The organism is Bradyrhizobium sp. MI1.4 (genome assembly GCF_055811315.1).
Map to the genome: position 1 here is coordinate 1 of NZ_JBVVPP010000032.1, position 19,898 is coordinate 19,898.

Here is a 19,898-nt window from a genome sequence, read left to right on the forward strand (position 1 = left end):
ATGGGTCCTGGCTTTCGCCAGGACGACGAGCCTAGCTCGCCTCCGCAAGCAGCGACAATTGCCGCGGCTGCTGCTCGGTCTGGGTCTGGTCGGTGAGGTGGGTCGGATACGCCCCGGTGAAGCAATGATCCGAGAATTTCGGATTGGCGGGGTCGCGGCCGGGCTCGCCCATGGCGCGGTACATGCCGTCGATCGACAGGAAGGCGAGCGAGTCGGCGCCGATGATCTCGCGCATCTCTTCCAGCGAATGCGTCGCCGCAAGAAGACCACCACGGTCCGGCAGGTCGATGCCGTAATAGTCGGGATAGAGGATCGGCGGCGAGGCGAGGCGGAAGTGCACTTCCTTGGCGCCGGCATCGCGCATCATGCGCACGATCTTCTTCGAGGTGGTGCCGCGGACCAGCGAATCGTCGATCAGGATGATGCGCTTGCCTTCGATCGCGGCGCGGTTGGCCGAATGCTTCATGCGCACGCCGGATTCGCGGATCGCCTGCGTCGGCTGGATGAAGGTGCGGCCGACATAGTGGTTGCGGATGATGCCGAGTTCGAACGGGATGCCGGAATGCTGGCTATAGCCGACCGCGGCGGGCACGCCGGAATCCGGCACCGGCACCACGACGTCGACCGGCACGTGGCTCTCGCGCGCGAGCTGCGCGCCGAAGGCCTTGCGTACCTCGTAGACCGAGCGGCCGTGGACGATGGAATCCGGACGGGAGAAGTAGATGTATTCGAAGATGCAGGGGCGCGGCGCGATCGGCGGGAACGGCTTGTGGATGTCCTGGCCGCTCTCGTCGAACACGATGACCTCGCCGGGCTCGATGTCGCGGACGAAGCGCGCGCCGATGATGTCGAGTGCGCAGGTCTCGGAGGTCAGGATCGGGCAACCATCGAGCTCGCCGAGCACCAGCGGACGGATGCCGCGCGGATCGCGCGCACCGACCAGCTTCTTGTTGGTCAGGGAGACCAGCGCATAGGCGCCCTCGATCTCGCGCAACGCGTCGATATAGCGTTCGATGAAGCGGCTGCGCCTCGAGCGCGCGACGAGGTGCAGGATCACCTCGGTGTCGGTGGTCGACTGCATCATCGCGCCGTTCTTCACGAGCTCGCGGCGCAGCGTCAGGCCGTTGGTGAGGTTGCCGTTGTGGGCGACCGCAAGGCCGCCGGCATTCAGTTCGGCGAACAGGGGCTGCACGTTGCGCAGGATCGTCGCGCCGGTGGTGGAATAGCGGACATGGCCGACTGCCATTGTGCCGGGCAGGCGATCGATCACCTCGCGGCGGGAGAAGGTGTCGCCGACGAGGCCGAGGCGGCGTTCGGAATGAAAGCGGCCGCCGTCATAGGAGACGATGCCGGCTGCTTCCTGGCCGCGGTGCTGAAGGGCATGGAGGCCGAGCGCCGTGATGGCGGCGGCATCGGGGTGGCCGTAGATGCCGAAGACGCCGCATTCCTCGCGCAGCGTATCCCCCTCCAGATCGTCTTGAAGTTCCAGCGCGGCCGGGCCGAGATCAAGTAGGGCGTCCTGGTCAGGATTTCGCATCTCGTCCGAGCCTCTCGTTAGGGCTTAATCAACGCGCCGCGGGTTTCTCGATCAGCTTTTTAAGGCTGTCACGAGCCGGTTTGCTGTATCCGTCGCCACTGCCCGAAGGCTGCTGCTCGGAATCAGTTTGCTCTTCATCTGGTTTGTTTTTCTTGAATCTCTTCAAGATGGTGTTCTCGGGGTCGTCAGGCAAGAGGGCCATCAGCCAATCCCCGGTTCCCTGCAGCACCACGCGGGATTTGGCCCCCGTGACCCAATCCGGGCGCTGCTTGTCCGGCACGAGCCAGGTGAAGAACAGGAAGGCGACCACGACGATCAAAAGTCCGCGCGCCAGCCCGAACAGAAAGCCGAGGGTGCGGTCCAGTGCGCCGATGCGCGAATCCAGGATCATGTCGGAGATCCGGACCGTGATCACGGAGACCACGACCAAAGTGCCCACGAACACGCCGGCAACCACGACCACGCTCGCGACGGTATCGTTGTTGAAATAGGTCTTTGCGGTCGGCAGCAGCTTCGAGAATGAATAAAGCGTGACAATCGCCGCCGTGCCCCAAGCCGCGATCGACAGGATCTCGCGCATGAAGCCGCGAACCATGGCGAGCAGGCCCGAAATCAGCATCACACCGAGCAGGATCAGGTCGAGGATGGTTACTGGCATCGGCTGGTCTGGTCCGCTCGTACTTCAAGGTGCTCAGCGAATCGGTGCTTGGCCGCCGCCCTAAGTGAGGGCCAGACGACGTTCCCGGCAAGGCCGCAACCACACAATCCCATGCTGCTTTTGTGACGGCTGTATAGCGGCGAGGGCGGGGGACGTCACCACCGGCTAACCCTCTCCACGGCGGAATCTTGCTGGTGTGGCATTTTTCTCTGCCGGTGCGCTCGAGTCGCCCCGCCGGGAGCCGCGTGCGGCGATCTCGGCGACCAATGTCGTCAGGCTGTTGATCGCGTTCAGCGACAAGCCGGCATCGCCGCCGGCTTCGCCCCGGGCCGATTCGGGCAGAACGGCACGCTGGAAGCCGAGTTTTGCCGCTTCTTTCAGCCGGGCCGGGGTCTGCGCTACCGGGCGCACCACGCCGGACAGCGAGATCTCGCCGAAATAGACCGCATCGGAGGGCAACTGCGCATTAACCAGCGAGGACACCAGCGCCGCCGCGGCGGCCAGATCAGCCGCGGGCTCGTGGATGCGCAGGCCGCCCGCGACGTTCAGATAGACGTCGTGGCCGGACAGCTTCACCCCGCAATGGGCTTCCAGCACCGCCAGCACCATCGATAGCCGGCTCGGATCCCAGCCCACCACGGCCCGGCGCGGGGTGCCGAGCGAGGTCGGCGCCACCAGTGCCTGCAATTCGACCAGAACGGGTCTTGTACCCTCGATACCCGCGAAGACTGCGGTGCCGGGCGTGCCGAGATCGCGCTCCGACAAAAACAGCTCGGAAGGATTGGTGACTTCGCGCAGGCCAAGCCCGGTCATCTCGAACACGCCGATCTCGTCGGTCGGCCCGAAACGATTCTTCACGGCGCGCAGGATGCGGAATTGCTGCGAGCCTTCGCCCTCGAACGACAGCACCGCATCGACCATGTGCTCGACCACGCGAGGGCCGGCGATCTGTCCGTCCTTGGTTACATGGCCGACCAGGATGATGGCCGCGCCGGTCCTTTTGGCAAAACGGATCAGGGCCTGCGCCGAGGCGCGCACCTGCGTCACCGTGCCGGGTGCCGATTCCACCGTGTCGGTCCACATGGTCTGAATCGAATCGATCACGATCAGCCGCGGCACCGCGCCCTCAGACAGCGTCGAGACAATGTCCTCGACCGACGTTTCGGCGGCGAGCTGCACCGGCGCATCCGACAGCCCGAGCCGTTCGGCGCGCAACCGCACCTGCGCGACCGCCTCTTCGCCGGAGATGTAGACGACGCGGTGTCCGGCGCGCGCGAGCAGGCTTGTGGCCTGCGTCAGCAGCGTCGACTTGCCGATGCCGGGATCGCCGCCGACCAGCAGCACCGAGCCGCGGACAAAGCCGCCGCCGGTCACGCGATCGAGCTCCGTCATGCCGGAGGACAGGCGCGGGGCGTCCTGGGTTTTTCCGGACAGGCTCTCGAGCGCGAAGGTCCGCCCCTTGCGCTTGGAGCGGATCGACACCGGCACGCTGCCGGTCGTGTCCTCCTCCGCGAGCGTATTCCACTCGCCACAGGACTCGCATTTGCCCTGCCAGCGGTTATAGGCCGCGCCGCAGTTCTGGCAGACGAAGGAAAGTGTGTTCTTGGCCATGGGGACAGCGAGTCCGGGGACAGCGAGTCGGGGGTTTCAGGTTTGCTGATAGCACGGAATGACGGGTCGAGAGAGTGAGCCCCGGCGCCCCCCCGAAGCCCGGCTACGGCTGCGCCGCGTTCCAGAGCATGGAGAGGCCGGCCGCGATCATGATTGCGTCCATCACCAAGCGGAACATCTCCGGCTTCAAGCGCAGCACGAAGCGTTTGGCGATGAAGGCGCCCGCCATCAACGACGATCCTGCGACCAGGCCTTTGACGAACACATCGCCAGTCAGCGCGCCGAAACGTTCGAAAGTCACGGATTTCGCAACATAGAGCCCGAGCGAAGATGCCGCTTCGGTGGCGAGGAAAGCGCCGCGGGACAAGCCGTAGAACAGGAATAGCGGCACGCTGAGCGGGCCGGTGGAGACGACGATGCCGGTGAGATAGCCGATGACGGCCCCGCCGATCGCCAGATGCCAGAGATTGGCCTTGAGATCGTGCCGCGCCAACCAGTGCCGAACCGGCACCATCGCGATCAGGAAGACGCCGATGGCGAGATCGACGGCGTGCGAGGGCAGGGCCAGCAGCGTCCGCGCGCCGAGCACGGCGGCTGGAATGCCTGTCACCGAATAAGCCGTGCAGGCCCGCCAGTCGACCTCGCGCCACCAGGCCAGGATTCGTGACAAGTTGGCCATGACGGCGGCCAATGCCATGATCGGCACCGCCTCCTTTGGCCCATAGGCATAGACCAGCACCGGCATCAGCATGATCGACGAGCCCGTGCCGACGATGCCGGAAATGGTGCCTGCGACGAGGCCGACGATCAGGACGAACAAGAAAGCCAAACCAGTCTCCACGAATCGGGAGAGTTTAGCCGCGGCCAGCGGCGCGGGCGATCCGCGAGGCGAGAGAACCTTATCTTGCCGAGAGCCCGGCGTTAACCATCGCCGACGGTTCCAGTCTGAGCGAAATCGCTTCGAAGTTTCTTAAATCTTACTGGGTACCTCTCTTGGGCATAGTGACCTGGGGGAAGAAGAGTATGGGTAAGCGAGCCAAACGCGGAAAGGCGCAGACGTTCGCAATCCCGATGGCCGCGAGAGTTGCAGTTGGCGCCGTCGCCGTCGCAGCGTTGGGGTACGGCTTGCTGTCCCGACCGGCGAACGTGCAACCGGCACGAAAGCCGTCCGCGCACGAAGCCCAAGCGTCATCAACTCCGGTTTACGTCTCAACGCCTGTTCATGCATCAGCTCCGACGCCGGCTTCGGCTCCGCTTACGGCCCCGGCGCCTCTGGTCGAACCGCCCAAAGCGGCTGACGTTCCCGGAGCATTCGTGCGGCAGGTGGTTGACTACGCCAGCCGCCAGACGCCGGGCACCGTGATCATCGATACCAAGAACACATTCCTCTATCTCGTTCTGAACGACGCGCAGGCACTGCGCTACGGCATCGGTGTTGGCCGCGAAGGTTTCACATGGTCCGGTGAGCAGACTGTGGCTCGTAAGGCAGAATGGCCGGATTGGCATCCGCCTGCGGAGATGGTCTCGCGTCAGCCTTATCTGCCGCGGTTCATGGCAGGAGGTCCTGGCAACCCGCTCGGCGCTCGGGCGATGTATCTGGGCGACACCGAATATCGAATTCACGGCACCAACAAGCCCGATACGATCGGGAAGCGGGTCTCGTCCGGCTGTATCCGACTGACCAATGAGGACGTCGTTGACCTCTATGATCGCGTGAAAGTCGGCGCGAAAGTGATCGTGCTTCCGACGACCGTTGCCCGCCGAGCACCCCAAGGAGCGCCAGCCGACGCCGCGTTCCGGTTACCGGACCCGGCATCACCGCCGAACCGGCCCTCGGCAACTCACGCGCAGATGCCGTCATCTGGAGCGAAGATCGCCGAGGCGCAGTAATTCGTCCTCCGTCCTCATCCTGAAACGGAGGACAAGGAGGCAATTCAAGTCGCCTACGAGGTCATCCGGCCCGAAGCTTGTGACAGGCACAACAATTTATGGCTTGTAGGGCGGAGGACAGACCACCACCTCGCCCGGAGAACTTCTCCGGCACGGCTCAGTCACCCGGATTGCGGTATGAGTATAAGCGTAGCTCAGAGCTGCGCCGGTTAGAGCAGCACCAAGGATTGCAATTTGCCATCGCAATTTCATGCCTTCGACTTCCCGAAGAGGGGCGTCGACGCGCTGCCCCTTCATATCGAAGCCCGAGCTGTCTCCCGTAGGCCCTTCGCATCGCATGACGCGCTGCTGCGATGAAGTCCACGCTCAACCGTGTCGACGACCACTTCTGAAAACATCCCGCCAGTGTTTGCCCGACGCGTCAAATCAGTGTTTCGGAGCATGCGTAACCCATTGATTTGCCAGCCATCGGCTACTGTGCATGGGGTTGTTTTTCATGTTTTTGTTGAGTTGGCGCGGCAAGTCGGTGCTCGCAGCACATGGGGCAAGTCCGGCTACGCGCTGCTGACAGCATGTTGGCAGCAGGGTCCGGCTACGACCATCTCCTGACAAAACAAAGAGTGGGTCATGCGGGTCGAGGGAAGCTGTCATTGCGGTGAGACGGTGTTCGAGGTGACGGAGGCGCCCGCGAGCGTCACCCGTTGCACCTGTTCGCTCTGCGCCAAGCGCGGCGCGTTGTGGGCCTATTACACGCCGGCGCAGTTTCGGCTGCTGTCGCCCGCGGAGAACGTCGCGACCTATCTCTGGGGCAGCCGCACCGTCAAACACCATTTCTGCGCAAGCTGCGGCTGCGGTACCTATTCGGAGTCGCCGGACTGGTCGACCGGCAAGCCCGATTTCGACAATCCGAGGGTCGCCGTCAACGCGCGCCTGTTCGACGAGTTCGATCTCGAGACCGTGCCGGTGACCATGATCGATGGCAAGAATTTATGGTGAGCATGCGCTCTCGCGCATGTCTGCTGCTCGTCCGTGCTCTTGAGGCCCTCTTGAAAAGCTGATCTGTTTCCGGCCCGACAGAAAAAGGGGAGGAAGCCGATGATGCGTCTTTTCGCGCGAGTGATGCTCGCGATGTGTCTGGCCGTTGTAGCCGGCTTCAATGCGCAGGCGCAGACCAGGCCCAAGGTCACGACATCAGGACCGGATTTCCCCAAGGCCGCGCTGTTCGTCGGCAACAGCTTCTTCTATTACAACAACGGCATGCCCGGGCATCTCTCCTTCATGGAGCGGGCTGCGGACCCTGAAAACAAGACGGCCTATCGCAACACCATGGCGACGATCGGCGGTTCCGGCCTCGATTGGCATGACATGGACAACCTGCTGCGGCCGGGTGGCCTCGGCGCCTATTCGTTCGACGAGCAGAACAACGTCGTCTTCAACAAGCCGGGCAGGCAGTACGACGCCGTCGTGATGATGGATTGCAGCCAGTGCCCCATCCATCCGCAATTGAAGGACGCGTTCACGACCTTCGTAAAGAAGGACAGCGAGATCGTCCGCGCCAACGGCATGCGGCCGGTCTTGTTCATGTCCTGGGCTTACGCCGACAAGCCTGAGATGACGGAAGCGTTGGCCGAGGCCTACACAATCGCAGGCAATGCCAATGATGCGCTGGTGATCCCCGCAGGTTTTGCCTTCGCGCGCGTGCGCAAGCTGCAGCCCGAGCTCAATCTGTATGCGCCGGACAAGCGGCACCCGAGCCCCGCAGGCACATATCTGGCGACCTGCGTGACGTTCGCCGCGCTGACCGGCCGCTCGCCGGTCGGCAATTCCTACACGATGGGACTGGACGGCCCGACGGTGGAGCTGCTGCAGAAAGCAGCGTGGGACACGGTGCAGGAGTATTACGGGCGTTGACCTAGCGCAGCACGACCCACGCCGGTGCGTGGTCGCTCGCGCCTTCTTCGCCGCGAACCTTCTTGTCCACGCCGGCTTTTGCCAGGCGTGAGACGAGGGCAGGGCTGAGCAGGACATGGTCGAGCCGCAGGCCCGCATCTCGCGGCCAGCGGTTTCGCTTGTAATCCCAGAAGGTGTAGATGCGCTGCTCGGGGTGCAGTTCGCGGATCGCGTCACACCAGCCTTGTGCCAGCAGCGAGGCAAAGGCCGCACGGCTCTTCGGTTGGATCAAGGCATCCTTGTCCCACGAGCGCGTCGGATAGATGTCGAGCTCATCAGGTGCAACGTTGTAGTCGCCGGCGAGCACCACGGGCAGCTCCTGCTTGAGCAAGGTTCTGGCATGGCGCTTGAGCCGCGCGAACCAGTCGAGCTTGTAGTCGAATTTCGGTCCCGGCTGCGGATTGCCGTTCGGCAGGTAGATGCTGGTGACGATGACACCGCGTACCGCGGCCTCGATGTAGCGGGCTTCGTGATCGGCAGGTTTTCCCGGCAAGCGATCGCGGGTGAGAATGGGCTCGGCATTGCGGGCCAGGATGGCGACGCCGTTCCAGGTCTTCTGTCCACACCACACTGCGCCGTAACCGGCCTTTTCGATCGCGGTCGCCGGAAATTCGCCATCACTTGCCTTCAACTCCTGAAGTGCGACGACATCTGGCTTCGCCGTTCGCATCCATGCCAACAGATTGGGCAGGCGGCGATTGATGTTGTTGATGTTGAATGTCGCGATCTTCATGTAGAGCTACCGGCTCCTGCCTTCCGTTACCGGAGAAACAATGTCCAAGTTGAGCTTTGCCGTCATCGCCGTCGCCGTTGCGTTCTCCGGGGTTGCCTCGGCACAATCATCCGATCCGCGCGGCGCGTGCAAGGCCGACTACGACAAATTCTGCGCCGGCATTGCGCCGGGCGGCGGCATCGTCGCCTGCCTCAACGCCAAGCGCGAAAAGCTCAGCGCAACCTGCAAGACGGCGCTGGACAGCAGGAAAAAGAAGTAGGCGGCAAGTCGCTCAGCCCGGCAGCGGCGGCGCGCTTGCGGGCTGTTCGATCGATGGCGGAGCGGGCGTCTGCTGCTCGACCGCCTGCGCGGAAGCAGGCTTGGCCAGCGGCTCCACCACATTTCCGCCCTTGTAGATGCGGGCGTAGCGGCGGCCGAGGCTGGTCAGCACCTCGTAGCCGATCGTTCCGAAATGATGCGCGAGCTCGTCGACGGTGATGCCCTCGCCGAGCAGCGTCACCATGTGGCCGCGCCGCGCCGCATTCGGCGGCAGATCGGTGATATCGATCGCGATCAGGTCCATCGAAACGCGACCGGCGACCGGACAGCGCTTGCCGGCGACGATGACCTCGGCGCCGCGGGTGCCGTCATTGGAGCTTGCGGCGCGGAAATAGCCGTCGGCATAACCGACCGCGATGATCGCGAGTTTCGTCGGTCGCCGTGCCGTCCAGGTGCCGCCATAGCCGACGCTCTCGCCGCGCTCGACATTGCGGATCTGCACAATGCGGGCCTTGAGATCGACCACCGGCTGCATCGGATTGTCAGCCTCCGGCGTCGGGTTGACGCCGTAAAGCGCGGCGCCCGGCCGCACCATGTCGAACTGGAAGGGCGCGCCGAGGAAGACGCCGGACGAATTGGCGAGCGCCGCCGGCACGCCGGAGAATTCGCTGGCGATGCCGCGGAAGGCCGCGAGTTGCTTGGCATTCACCGGGTTGTTGAGCTGCTCGGCCGAAACCAGATGGCTCATCACCAGCGTAATGCCGTGATCGCCGGCGTTGATGCGGGGGATAATGGCATGCGCTTCCGCGAGCGTCAGGCCGAGCCGATTCATGCCGGTGTCGATGTGGATGGCGGCGCCACCGGTCCAGCCGGTGCGGCGGCAGAACACGTCCCATTCGGCGAGCTCGTTGAGATCGCCGATCACGGGGCGGCAGTTGATCTGGGCGTAGTGCTCGCCGGTGTTCTGGAAATAGCCGCCGAGCACGTAGATCGCAGGCTCCGGCACCGCCGCGCGCACCTTGCGCGCTTCCCCGATGGTGGCGACGAAGAAGGTCTTGCAGCCGGCCTTGTTCAGGGCACGCGCGACTTGCTCGGCGCCGCAGCCATAGGCGTCTGCCTTGATCACCGCCGAGCATTCGGCCGGCACCGCCGTCTTCTCGAGCTTGCGCCAATTGGCGATGATGGCATCGAGATCGACGGTGAGCACGCCGCCGAAGGTCGCGAGCGCGGCAGCCTGATTGGCCTCCGCGGAGAGAAGGCCGGATTGCGGGATCATTTTCGGGTCGGACGCCATTGTCATGGCGCCGTTTTACGCAAGAGGCCGGTCAGGTTCAACCCAGGGAACTCAGTAGTCGCCGCCGCCGCGGTCCGGCACCTGGCTGTCCGGCGCAAGGTCGCCGAACCGGGTGACCGACGCTTCGAAGGCCAGATCGACGGTGCCGGTCGGGCCGTGGCGCTGCTTGCCGATGATGACTTCGGCCTTGCCGTGCGCAAGATCCATGTCCAGGCGCCATTTTTCGTGCTCGGGTGTGCCCGGGCGCGGCTCCTTGTTTCCGAGGTAATATTCCTCGCGATAGACGAACAGCACGACGTCGGCGTCCTGCTCGATCGAGCCGGATTCGCGCAAATCCGAGAGCTGTGGCCGCTTGTCGTCGCGCGATTCGACCTGGCGCGAGAGCTGCGAAAGCGCAATCACGGGCACGCTGAGTTCCTTGGCGAGCGCCTTCAGACTGGTCGTGATCTCGGTGATTTCCTGCACGCGGTTTTCGCTGCGCTTGCCCGAACCCGACAAGAGCTGGATGTAGTCGATGACGATGAGGTCGAGGCCCTTCTGCCGCTTCAGCCGGCGGGCGCGCGCCATGAGCTGCGCAATCGAGAGACCGCCGGTCTCGTCGACATAGAAGGGCAGCGACTGCAGCTCGATCGAGACCTCGCGGATCTTCTCGAAATCGGCCTCCGAGATGCCGCCGCGGCGGATCGAGGAGGAAGGGATGCCGGTGCGCTCGGCCACAATACGCGTGGCGAGCTGGTCGGCCGACATTTCGCAGGAGAAGAAGCCGATGACGCCGCCATGGGCGGCCTTCATGGTGCCGTCGGCCTGGAGTTCTGGAACATAGGCCCGGGCGACGTTGTAGGCGATGTTGGTCGCTAGCGACGTCTTGCCCATGCCGGGGCGGCCGGCGACGATGATGAGGTCGGAGTGCTGCAACCCGCCCATTTTGGTGTCGAGGTCGCGCAGGCCCGTCGAGATGCCCGACAGCTTTCCGTCGCGCTGGAACGCTTTCGCGGCCAGATCGACCGCAAGCGTCAGCGCCTGCGAGAATTTCTGGAAGCCTCCGTCATAGCGGCCGGATTCGGCGAGTTCGTAGAGGCGGCGCTCGGCGTCCTCGATCTGCGCCCGCGGCGCGAAGTCGACCGGGGCGTCATAGGCGACATTGACCATGTCCTCGCCGATGCCGATCAGGTCGCGTCGCAATGCCAGATCGTAGATGGTGCGCCCATAATCCTGCGCATTGATGATGGTCGTCGCTTCGGCGGCGAGGCGCGCCAGATATTGCCCGATGGTCATGCCGCCGATGTCGGTGTCGGCGGGCAGGAAGGTCTTCAGGGTGACGGGCGTCGCGATCTTGCCCATCCGGATCAGGCTGCTGGCGGTCTCGAAGATGGTCTGGTGCAGCGGCTCGAAATAATGCTTCGGCTCCAGAAAATCGGAGACGCGGTAAAACGCGTCGTTGTTGACCAGGATCGCGCCCAGAAGGCTCTGTTCCGCCTCGATGTTATGCGGCGCGCTCCGATAGGCCGGGGTTCCGGCTTCGGGCGCGAGTTTGAGAACGTTCGAATCAGTCAGGGCCATGGTCGAGCGATAGCAATTTTCTGGGGCGGATGCGGGGCCGGGATAAAGCGCCGCCTCAGCCCAAAGCGGAAGCAAAAGCTCGCCGCTATCAACCGATCATTAAAATGGTGGATGATTGACCGCCGCAGCACGCGCCGCGCTTGACGGATTTCGTGGAACCAGGTCGCGGCCTAGATGCGGTCGTTACGCACCCCGGAAAACGCCGGATGAAGTGAACCTGATGGGGTGCCGGGCAGACACATCGAGACGCGCGGGAATGACCCACGGCCAGGCGCTTTTGGCTCGGTTCAGACCAGCAGGAGGTAGACCAGTGCAACCAGGGCCGCCCCGACGCCGGTAGCGATCAGGGCGTAATCGGTGCGGAGGTCGTCCTGCACGTCGAATGAGGTTTTGGTCTCGTTGCTCATGGCGACGGTCTAAGCCAGGGCTGACGAGACTTTTGTGAAGCAGATCACATCTCCCCGGATTCTTTCGGGGGGTACAGCCGGAACAGGTTAGCGGGCGGGGGGTTGTCTCCTGATCTGCCACCAGGGAACGAGGCAAGCGATGCGGCCAGAACGGCAGCCCCGGAATTGGCGAAGCGAAGCAGGCAGCCGACTTTGGCTGTCGGGGCTGATCGCGGCCATGGAGCACGCTGAGCGGCCGGAAGTGCGTCGGGAACCGGTCGCCCCTGAAATCCTGAAAGCGCTGCGGATGCAATTGGCCTTAACGGCCTCTTCCCCGTCCGCTCCGGTTTCGACCCTGCGCCACTAGGACTCATTCACCAGCCAGCTTCAGCCTCGGCGTGGCGCCGGCTTCGACGGCCCGCAGTCGGGCTTCTTCACGCGCGATGTAGTTGCGCGTCATCGGCACGACGCCCTGACGGCGGGTGAGTTGAATCTGGAAGTTCATCATATGCTGCTTGCGGAACGTCATCTCGCTGGCTGCTAGATAAAATTCCCACATCAGCGCGAAGCGCTCGTCATACAGCTGCACGGCTTCTTCGCGTCGCGCCATGAAGCGCTCGCGCCATGCCTTCAGGGTTTCGGCGTAATGAAGGCGCAAAATCTCGATGTCGCAGACCAGCAAGCCCGCCCGCTCGATCGCCGGCAGCACCTCCGAGAGGGCGGGGATGTAGCCGCCGGGAAAGATGTATTTGGCGATCCAGGGATTGGTGGAGTCCGGGCCCTGCGAACGGCCGATCGAGTGCAGCAACATGACGCCGTCCTTATCCAGCAGCTCGGCGCAGCGCCGGAAGTAGGTGTCGTAGAAGCGGGCGCCGACATGCTCCAGCATGCCGACTGAGACGATGCGGTCGAACGGACCGGCGATGTCGCGATAGTCCTGAAGCAGGAATTTGGCCGATCCGGTCAGGCCCTTTTCGGCTGCGCGCGCATTGGCGATCTGCAACTGCTCGGTCGACAACGTTATGCCGGTGACGTCAGCACCTGCGATCTCGGCGAGATAGAGCCCAAGTCCGCCCCAGCCCGAACCGATGTCGAGGACGCGCTGGCCGCTCTTGACGAGCAGCTTTGCGGCGACGTGCCGTTTCTTGGCAAGCTGTGCATCGTCGAGCGTGCTCTCCGGCGTCTCGAAATAGGCGCAGCTATATTGCTTGTCGGCGTCGAGGAAGAGCGAATAGAGCCTCGCATCGAGATCGTAATGATGTGCGACGTTGCGGCGGGATCGCGGGCGCGGATTGAACTGCTTCAGGTGCCGCACCAGATAGCGCAGGTGCCACCAGGGTTTTGCCCAGTGCGGCAACAGGTCGGGTTGACCGAGCAGGATCGCGAGAGCATCAGCTATGGTGCCATGCTCGACAATGAACTCGCCGTCCATATAGGCCTCGCCAAGCCCGAGCTCGGGATTGACGAGGATCTTCCGCTCTGCGTCCGCGGTGACGAAGCGGACTGCGACCGGTTCGCCCGAGCCGTCGCCGACGGTGAACTTCGAGCCCTTCGCCGTGGTCACCGTCATCGACCCGCGGCGGATGAATTGAGACAGGAATTGACGCAACAATCGGTCCATCGGCACCCATCCTCTCGAGCGAACCCGAAGAGATGCGACTAACCCGGCCTTTCACACCCTACGCCCGGGCATCTCAGCGGTTCCTATGCGCTTGCATCTAGATCTAGGGAGGTGTCCCGGGCCCGCTATTGCGCTGTGCTCAAAGCGGATATTCCAAAACCGCTTAATCACATCCTTGCGCGCGGTGCCTGCTTCCATTCGCGGCTCAATCGGATAAAAGGTGACCCGCCGCGGCGCCGCCTGCCGGCTGCACCTCTCGGAATTCAATGGAGATGATGGGAATGTCGAGCCGAGCGCTCAGCCTCGCGACGATCTTGCTTCTGATCGGCTTCGGCGCGACCGATACCGTTTTCGCGCAGGCGACGAACCTCGAGGCCGGCAAGGCCCCATCCCAGCTTTTCGCGCAGACCTGTAATGCATGTCACAAGAGCCCGCGCGGCCTTTTGAAAACAGTGGCGCCGGGCTCCTTGCCGGGCTTCCTGCGCCAGCATTACACGACCAGCCCCGACATGGCCGGCGTGCTTGCCTCCTACCTCGTCTCCAACGGGGCCACCGACACCCGCTTCCAGGCGAAGGACGGCCATAAGGACGGCAAGGACAAGAAGGACGGCGCCAAGGATAAGGACAAGGAAGCCAATACCAATCCCGCGCAGTCTCCTGAACATCAGGGCCGCCGGCAACGTTCCCAGGAGTCCGCCAAGCCGGAAGGCGAGGGTGCCGCTCCCGCGGCCGAGGGCGCGCGTCAGAAGCGCGCCGCGCGGCCGGCCGAAGAAGGAACGAAGGAAGGTGCGAAGCCCGAGGGCCAGGCTGTCCCCGAAGGGCGCAAGGCCAAGCGTCTCGGCAAGCGCGGCAAGCCGGGAAGTGATGAGGCGCCGAAGGTCGATGCCGCGGCGCCGACGGCAGACGACAAGAAGAGCGAGCCGAAGGTCGAGTCCAAGCCTGAGACAAAGCCCGAGACTGCGAAGGTGGATTCCGGCGAAGCTAAATCCGAAGGCAGCAAACCCGAAGGCAGCAAGCCGTCCGACAAGCCCGCCGAGGCCAAGCCGGAAAGCGCCAAGGTGGAGCCGCGCGGCAGCGAAGCTCCGGCGTTGCGGCCCGATCCGGTGCCGCAGGTGACGCCGGCCGCACCGTCCGCCGCGAAGCCCCCCGAGCCAGCTGCGCCCAAGGCGGCGGAAGAGGCTGCTCCCAAGCCCGCCGCGAGCGCCGAATCGCCAGCGAAGTCGCAGGAACCGGCGCCGCCCGCGACCGCTGCGACTCCACCGGCGCCAGCCGAATCGTCCGGTCCGCCGACGCCGCCGATTTCGCGATAGGCGACCACATTTTTAGACATGCGAAGGCCGCGCTCTCGCGCGGCCTTCGTCGTTTTGGCTACAAGCTCAATCTGCTGTCGCCCGCGGTCGGCGAGAAGCGGATCTGCCGGGCGAGGGTGATCAAGTCGGGCCGTCAGGTCTCCGTCGCCGCAGCCGGCGTTTTCTGCGTCAGCGCCGGGGTCGAGACCATACGGCGACGGCGCTCGCGTCGATCGCGATGCTGAGCGAGGATTGTGCCGCCACAACGAAAAACCCGGCCGCCTGAGGCGACCGGGCTTCGAAAGCCTGCGCGAACGCGAGGCTTACTTCTCGGTCTCTTCCGCGGCCGGCGCCGGCTCGGCGTCGTCCTGCAGGGCTTCCGGGTCGAAGAACTCGCCGGCGGCTGCGATCGCTTCGGCCGCAGCATCCCGGTCTTCGTTCCGGCTCGAGATGTCCTCGCCGCGGTTGATGCGCTCGGCCTCGTCCTGGCTGCGCGCCACGGTGACACTGATCTCGACCTCGACCTCGGGGTGGATGGCGACCGTGATGGTGTGCTTGCCGATGGTCTTGATCGGCGCATCGAGCTGAACCTGCGGGCGGGACAGCGAAACGCCGTCGGCTTCGAACGCCACGACGATGTCGCGCACGTTGACCGAGCCGAACAGTTGACCGGCTTCCGAAGCTTGACGGATCACGATGATGTTCTTGCCCTGGATCTTCTCGGCGACCTTGGACGCCTCGCCCTTGGACTCAAGGTTGCGAGCCTCGAGCTCGGCCTTCATGCCGTCGTACTTGGCACGGTTGTCGGTGGTGGCGCGCAACGCCTTGCCGCGCTTGAGCAGGAAATTGCGGGCATAGCCGTCGCGAACCTTCACGACTTCGCCCATGTGACCGAGCTTGTTGACGCGTTCCAGCAAAATGACTTCCATATTCGTTCTCCTTTGATGTGTTGAGTGAGGTGGAATTTCGAACTTGAACTTTCGGACTTGAACTCAAGAGGTCGGCAGCGGCGGTGGCTGGCGCGTGCGAAGGAAGCGTTCGCGGAGGCCGAACACGGCATCGGCGAGGCCGAGGATCACCATCGCGATGACGGGCCATCCGAACACGACGACGACGGCGTAGGTCGAGCCGAGCCAGAAGGTGCGGCTCTTCAGCGCGAGCGTCAGCGTATGCAGCACGGCAAAGCCGGTCAGCGCGTACCCCATCATCAGCGCAGCCGTCGCGATTTGCGCCGCGATCGCAAGCAGTCCGCCGGTGAAGCATAAGGCGAGCGCGACGCAGAGCGCCACGAGCGTCATCGGCGGCAGCTCCGCGGTCATCAGGTCCGGCCAGGGGCGCCGCAACCGGCCCGACGTCGCCGTCACCTTGGTGCTGAGCCAGAGGTTGAGGGTCAGCGTCATCATCGCAACGATGGTGGCACCCGCCGGCAAGATACGCACCAGTGCGCCGACGAATTGGTCGGTCTCGCCGGAGCTCTGCGGGTCGGCGGCGCGGAGGAGGCGCATCAAGCCACGGCGCAGCGTGCCGGTGATGGTCTCCGCGTCGGTGCCGATCGTGAGCAGCGCGGCGATCGTGGTCAGTGTGGCGAAGCCCGCGATCCACAGCAGGATACGGCCGACCGGATACCACTCCAGCGCAGGCTCGGTGGGCGGCTCGGCGGCGGGCTCCGGCGCGGCGGCTCCGACCGGCCGGCTGAGCAGGACGAGATGGCCGAGCCACCAGGCCGGCAATGCGACGGTGAGGGCGAAGGCGATGCAATAGGGCAGGCCGAACAGGGCGCCGAGGCCAAGCGCGGCGGCGATGCCGCCGAGGCTCGCGCAAAGCGGTCCCCAGCCGATCGAAGCGACCATCAGCGGCAGCGGTGCGAGATAGAACAGGACGAGCGAGATCAGCGCGCCCGAAATGATCGAGGCGAACATCAGGGCCGACGCAGCGCCGGCGATCAGAGCTATCAGTCCAAAGGCCATCATCAGCTGTCCCGCTCCCTTCGAGCGGTTAGAGGCATCTCGCCCCAACCATCGGCGACCGGACGCCCCGGAAGCCTTTTGATAAACTAGGTCGTACGGCCGGGGGCGATGTCGCCGCCGGCCGAATTCGTCTTAGCGAATGACGTAGGGCAACAGGCCCAGGAACCGCGCGCGCTTGATGGCGCGGGCAAGCTCACGCTGCTTCTTCGCGGACACCGCGGTGATGCGGCTCGGCACGATCTTGCCGCGCTCGGAGACGTAACGCATCAGCAGCTTGGAGTCCTTGTAGTCGATCTTCGGAGCATTCGCGCCCGTGAACGGGCAGCTCTTGCGGCGACGGAAAAACGGGCGGCGTGCACCAGCTTCAGCCATTGTTCTTACTCCCCATCCGTCGTGGTGGTGGTGGTGGTTTCAGCGTCTTCACGCGGACGGCGCGGACCGCGGTCACCGCGGAAGCCGCCGCCTTCACGATCGCCGCCACGGAAACCACCCTCGCGGTCGCCACGGAAGCCACCGCCTTCGCGATCGCCACGGAAGCCGCCGCCACGGTCGTCACGCTCGCGGTCACGGTCGGCCTTGCGCATCATCGCGGACGGGCCTTCCTCGAGCTCCTCGACGCGGACGCTGAGATAGCGGATCACGTCTTCGCTGATGCGCTCCTGGCGCTCGATCTCGGCGATCGCCGCGGACGGCGCGTCGATGTTGAGCAGCACGAAATGCGCCTTGCGGTTCTTGTTCATGCGGTAGGTGAGGGAGCGTACGCCCCAATTCTCGGTCTTGGTGACCTTGCCGCCGAGACCTTCGACGATGCCGGTCATCTGCGCAGTCAGCTCTTCGACCTGCTGCGTGCTCGCGTCTTGGCGCGCGAGAAAAACATGCTCATAGAGAGCCATGGAAGTCCTTTCCTCATGTTGGCGCATCGCCCGGCGTCAAGCCCTTAAGAGGCCTTCGGAAAGGACTCTGGGATTAAGCTCAGAAGGCGGAAACACGGGACGACGGGCCGACTGGCCCTGCCACACCAAAATCACGAATGATTTGCTGAGACCGTCCGTTCAGCTCCCGGCCGGGGTCTGCGGATGGGCGCCTTATACGGATTTCGGCTGACTTGGCAAGGTTGCAGGCGCCGTTTCGGCGCGGGGATCGCAATGCGGGCGGCCGGATCCGCCGCCGACCATCATACCGGCTTGATTTATTTGTTTGTATATCATACAAATAAATCAACCGGAGCGAACTCCAATGGCAGAAAAGCCGGCCCACGAGCCCCTCAAGGAGGCAGGCGATCCCAAACACGCTGCCCGCGCCACGCGGTCGGCCGGCCGCAAAATGCGCTCGCTGCTGCTTGATGCCGCGAGCCCGCTGTTTCGGGAGCGGGGGCTGTCGGGTACGGCGATCACCGACATCGCGGCCGCTGCGAACGCGTTCCCGAGCCAGATCACCTATTATTTCCGTACCAAGGAGGCGCTGTTCGTCGAATGCGCCTGTCGCGAGCTGCTGTATCTGGCGCGGGCGACCGAGCAGGCGGCGCTGAAGGCGCGCGCGCCGCGGGATTATACCCACGCGCTGGCCGAGACCGTGACGACGAGCGATTCGGTGGCCTTCTTCGCCGAGGCGCTGACGCTGACGCGGCGGCGCCAGGATCTCGCGCCGCTGGTCGAGCGCACCATCGAGCGCCTGCACAGTGAAGGTGCGCGGGCCTATGCGCGCCAGGTCGCGCGGCACGGCTGGCGCTCCCTGCGCGCGCCCGACGAGAGTTCGCGGCGGTTCTGGGCCGTCGCCATCGGCGTCATCCTTGAGGGCTACGCCATGGGCCGTTCGCCCGAGGCGCTGTGCGCCGAGATGCTGCGCGTGCTGGGCGAACAGGCGAAATCCTCTGATGACACTGCGCGGCTGCGCCTCGTCGACGCGCGCGACGCATCGAGCAATTCGAATGAGGAGGATTAGGCCATGACTGCGCTTCGCATGCGTGCCCGCGATTTCCTGACCGACGAGCAACTTGCCGACGTGCGCCGGCGCGTGACCTGGAAAGGCGTCGCGCTGATCGCGCACGCCTGGGCGCTCATCATCGCGGCAATCGCCTTGGTCGCGTGGTGGCCCAATCCGATCACTTATGTGCTCGCCGTTGCCATCATCGGCTCGCGCCAGCTCGGGCTCGCGATCCTCATGCATGACGGCGCGCATGGCTGCCTGTCCCCCGACGAGAAGACCAATCTGACCCTAAGCCAGTGGTTCTGCGCCTATCCTCTGTTTGCGGAGACGCGCAGCTATCGGCGCTATCACCTTCAGCACCATGCGCGCACCCAGCAGGAGGACGATCCCGATCTCGTGCTATCGGCGCCGTTTCCGATCACGAAGCTGAGCTATCGCCGCAAGTTCATTCGCGACCTCACCGGGCAGACCGGCTACCAGCAGCGCAAGGCGCAATTGCTCAACGCGCTCGGGCCGAAGGACTGGCCATCGCGGCAGCGCGCGGCGCATTTGTGGGAGAAGCTTGGCCCGCAATGTCTGGTCAATGGCGCGATGTTCGCAGCGCTCACGGCGGCCGGCGTGTGGTGGGCCTATCCGCTGCTATGGCTGGTGCCGCTCCTGACCTGGATGATGGTCATCACCCGCATCCGCAACATCGCAGAGCACGCGGTCGTACCTGACAGCAGCGATCCCCTGCGCAATACCCGCACCACCTATGCCAATTTCCTCGAGCGCTTGTTCATCGCGCCGTACTACGTGAACTACCACCTCGAACATCATCTCTTGTTCTACGTGCCCTGCTACAATCTGCCGAAGGTGCACCGCTTGCTGAGTGAGAGCCGGCATGCGGGCCGGATGGAGGTGCAACCGAGTTACGCCGCCGTGCTGCGGCTTGCGACCGCGAAGCCGAACCGCGATGACCGGCCGGGGCAATTGGTCAACAGCGCGCGCCGTGCGCAGGCGGGGTCCGAGGTCGATGCCAACCAGACGGCTGGCGGATTCTAGGAACCCGTCACTCCGGTTGAAGGCTGCCAGTCGAAGGCTGATCGAAGTTCCCATCTTGGCTTGACATTCCGGCCCCGGACAGTGTCTACGGCCCCCTTTGGAGCTTGATCCGGAACCATGGCCTAAGGCCGCGCCATCGGCTGCCGGTTCTCGCAGGGATCACGCCCGACAAGC

The 19,898-nt window shown here is 64.4% G+C and carries 19 protein-coding genes and 1 pseudogene; 8 read left to right on the forward strand and 12 right to left on the reverse strand.

Annotated elements, in window-relative coordinates:
• Positions 1-31: 31 nt before the first annotated feature.
• From purF to AC0L23_RS27005, 4 genes are all read right to left on the reverse strand, one after another.
• Positions 32-1,537, reverse strand: coding sequence for an amidophosphoribosyltransferase (gene purF / locus AC0L23_RS26990; protein WP_085352900.1), 1,506 nt, complete (start codon positions 1,535-1,537; stop codon positions 32-34).
• 28 nt (positions 1,538-1,565) lie between these two features.
• A complete protein-coding gene (locus tag AC0L23_RS26995) occupies positions 1,566-2,195 on the reverse strand; it encodes a CvpA family protein (protein WP_007592055.1) in 630 nt (209 codons plus the stop codon).
• Between the two features lie 165 nt (positions 2,196-2,360).
• Positions 2,361-3,806: a DNA repair protein RadA gene (radA, locus tag AC0L23_RS27000; protein ID WP_018459134.1), complete on the reverse strand. Its 1,446-nt coding sequence runs from the start codon at positions 3,804-3,806 to the stop codon at positions 2,361-2,363.
• A gap of 103 nt (positions 3,807-3,909) precedes the next feature.
• Complete coding sequence (locus AC0L23_RS27005; protein WP_018459133.1) at positions 3,910-4,635, reverse strand: sulfite exporter TauE/SafE family protein; 726 nt, start codon at positions 4,633-4,635, stop codon at positions 3,910-3,912.
• 194 nt (positions 4,636-4,829) lie between these two features.
• On the opposite strand from AC0L23_RS27005, the gene AC0L23_RS27010 reads away from it, so the two are divergent.
• From AC0L23_RS27010 to AC0L23_RS27020, 3 genes are all read left to right on the forward strand, one after another.
• A complete protein-coding gene (locus tag AC0L23_RS27010; protein WP_085352901.1) occupies positions 4,830-5,696 on the forward strand; it encodes a L,D-transpeptidase in 867 nt (288 codons plus the stop codon).
• Positions 5,697-6,323: 627 nt separating this feature from the next.
• The gene (locus AC0L23_RS27015) at positions 6,324-6,692 is read left to right on the forward strand and encodes a GFA family protein (RefSeq protein ID WP_085352902.1); all 369 of its coding nucleotides are present in this window, start codon (positions 6,324-6,326) and stop codon (positions 6,690-6,692) included.
• 99 nt (positions 6,693-6,791) lie between these two features.
• Positions 6,792-7,607: an SGNH/GDSL hydrolase family protein gene (locus AC0L23_RS27020; protein WP_018459130.1), complete on the forward strand. Its 816-nt coding sequence runs from the start codon at positions 6,792-6,794 to the stop codon at positions 7,605-7,607.
• A 1-nt stretch (position 7,608) separates the two neighbouring features.
• Here AC0L23_RS27020 and AC0L23_RS27025 read toward each other — a convergent pair whose 3' ends face one another.
• The gene (locus tag AC0L23_RS27025) at positions 7,609-8,379 is read right to left on the reverse strand and encodes an exodeoxyribonuclease III (protein ID WP_018459129.1); all 771 of its coding nucleotides are present in this window, start codon (positions 8,377-8,379) and stop codon (positions 7,609-7,611) included.
• A 40-nt stretch (positions 8,380-8,419) separates the two neighbouring features.
• On the opposite strand from AC0L23_RS27025, the gene AC0L23_RS27030 reads away from it, so the two are divergent.
• Positions 8,420-8,638 carry a hypothetical protein gene (locus AC0L23_RS27030; protein WP_085352903.1) on the forward strand — a complete coding sequence of 73 codons (219 nt, stop codon included), beginning with the start codon at positions 8,420-8,422 and terminating at the stop codon, positions 8,636-8,638.
• A 12-nt stretch (positions 8,639-8,650) separates the two neighbouring features.
• On the opposite strand, the gene alr is transcribed toward AC0L23_RS27030, so the two are convergent.
• From alr to AC0L23_RS27045, 3 genes are all read right to left on the reverse strand, one after another.
• On the reverse strand, positions 8,651-9,931 hold the full coding sequence (alr, locus tag AC0L23_RS27035; protein ID WP_085384878.1) for an alanine racemase: 1,281 nt from the start codon (positions 9,929-9,931) through the stop codon (positions 8,651-8,653).
• A gap of 51 nt (positions 9,932-9,982) precedes the next feature.
• On the reverse strand, positions 9,983-11,491 hold the full coding sequence (locus tag AC0L23_RS27040) for a replicative DNA helicase (RefSeq protein ID WP_018459126.1): 1,509 nt from the start codon (positions 11,489-11,491) through the stop codon (positions 9,983-9,985).
• A gap of 756 nt (positions 11,492-12,247) precedes the next feature.
• The gene (locus AC0L23_RS27045) at positions 12,248-13,498 is read right to left on the reverse strand and encodes an SAM-dependent methyltransferase (protein ID WP_018459125.1); all 1,251 of its coding nucleotides are present in this window, start codon (positions 13,496-13,498) and stop codon (positions 12,248-12,250) included.
• A 281-nt stretch (positions 13,499-13,779) separates the two neighbouring features.
• On the opposite strand from AC0L23_RS27045, the gene AC0L23_RS27050 reads away from it, so the two are divergent.
• Together AC0L23_RS27050 and AC0L23_RS27055 are read left to right on the forward strand one after the other, a co-directional pair.
• Entirely contained in the window at positions 13,780-14,808 is a 1,029-nt protein-coding gene (locus AC0L23_RS27050) for a hypothetical protein (protein WP_085384885.1), read from the forward strand.
• A 26-nt stretch (positions 14,809-14,834) separates the two neighbouring features.
• A pseudogene (locus tag AC0L23_RS27055) lies at positions 14,835-15,073 on the forward strand (PaaI family thioesterase); the annotation flags it as partial.
• Positions 15,074-15,110: 37 nt separating this feature from the next.
• On the opposite strand, the gene rplI reads toward AC0L23_RS27055, so the two are convergent.
• The 4 genes from rplI to rpsF form a co-directional block, all read right to left on the reverse strand.
• Positions 15,111-15,716, reverse strand: a complete 606-nt coding sequence (rplI, locus tag AC0L23_RS27060) for a 50S ribosomal protein L9 (RefSeq protein WP_085352907.1) — start codon at positions 15,714-15,716, stop codon at positions 15,111-15,113.
• A 63-nt stretch (positions 15,717-15,779) separates the two neighbouring features.
• The gene (locus tag AC0L23_RS27065) at positions 15,780-16,757 is read right to left on the reverse strand and encodes a hypothetical protein (protein WP_085352908.1); all 978 of its coding nucleotides are present in this window, start codon (positions 16,755-16,757) and stop codon (positions 15,780-15,782) included.
• 129 nt (positions 16,758-16,886) lie between these two features.
• Positions 16,887-17,126, reverse strand: a complete 240-nt coding sequence (gene rpsR, locus AC0L23_RS27070; protein ID WP_007592020.1) for a 30S ribosomal protein S18 — start codon at positions 17,124-17,126, stop codon at positions 16,887-16,889.
• Between the two features lie 5 nt (positions 17,127-17,131).
• Positions 17,132-17,647 (reverse strand): 30S ribosomal protein S6, encoded by a 516-nt coding sequence (gene rpsF / locus AC0L23_RS27075; RefSeq protein WP_085352909.1) that lies wholly within the window; start codon positions 17,645-17,647, stop codon positions 17,132-17,134.
• Positions 17,648-17,990: 343 nt separating this feature from the next.
• Here rpsF and AC0L23_RS27080 point away from each other — a divergent pair, with 343 nt between their 5' ends.
• Together AC0L23_RS27080 and AC0L23_RS27085 are read left to right on the forward strand one after the other, a co-directional pair.
• The gene (locus AC0L23_RS27080; protein ID WP_085352910.1) at positions 17,991-18,695 is read left to right on the forward strand and encodes a TetR/AcrR family transcriptional regulator C-terminal domain-containing protein; all 705 of its coding nucleotides are present in this window, start codon (positions 17,991-17,993) and stop codon (positions 18,693-18,695) included.
• A gap of 3 nt (positions 18,696-18,698) precedes the next feature.
• Positions 18,699-19,724 (forward strand): fatty acid desaturase family protein, encoded by a 1,026-nt coding sequence (locus tag AC0L23_RS27085; RefSeq protein WP_018459119.1) that lies wholly within the window; start codon positions 18,699-18,701, stop codon positions 19,722-19,724.
• The last annotated feature ends 174 nt before the right edge of the window (positions 19,725-19,898 follow it).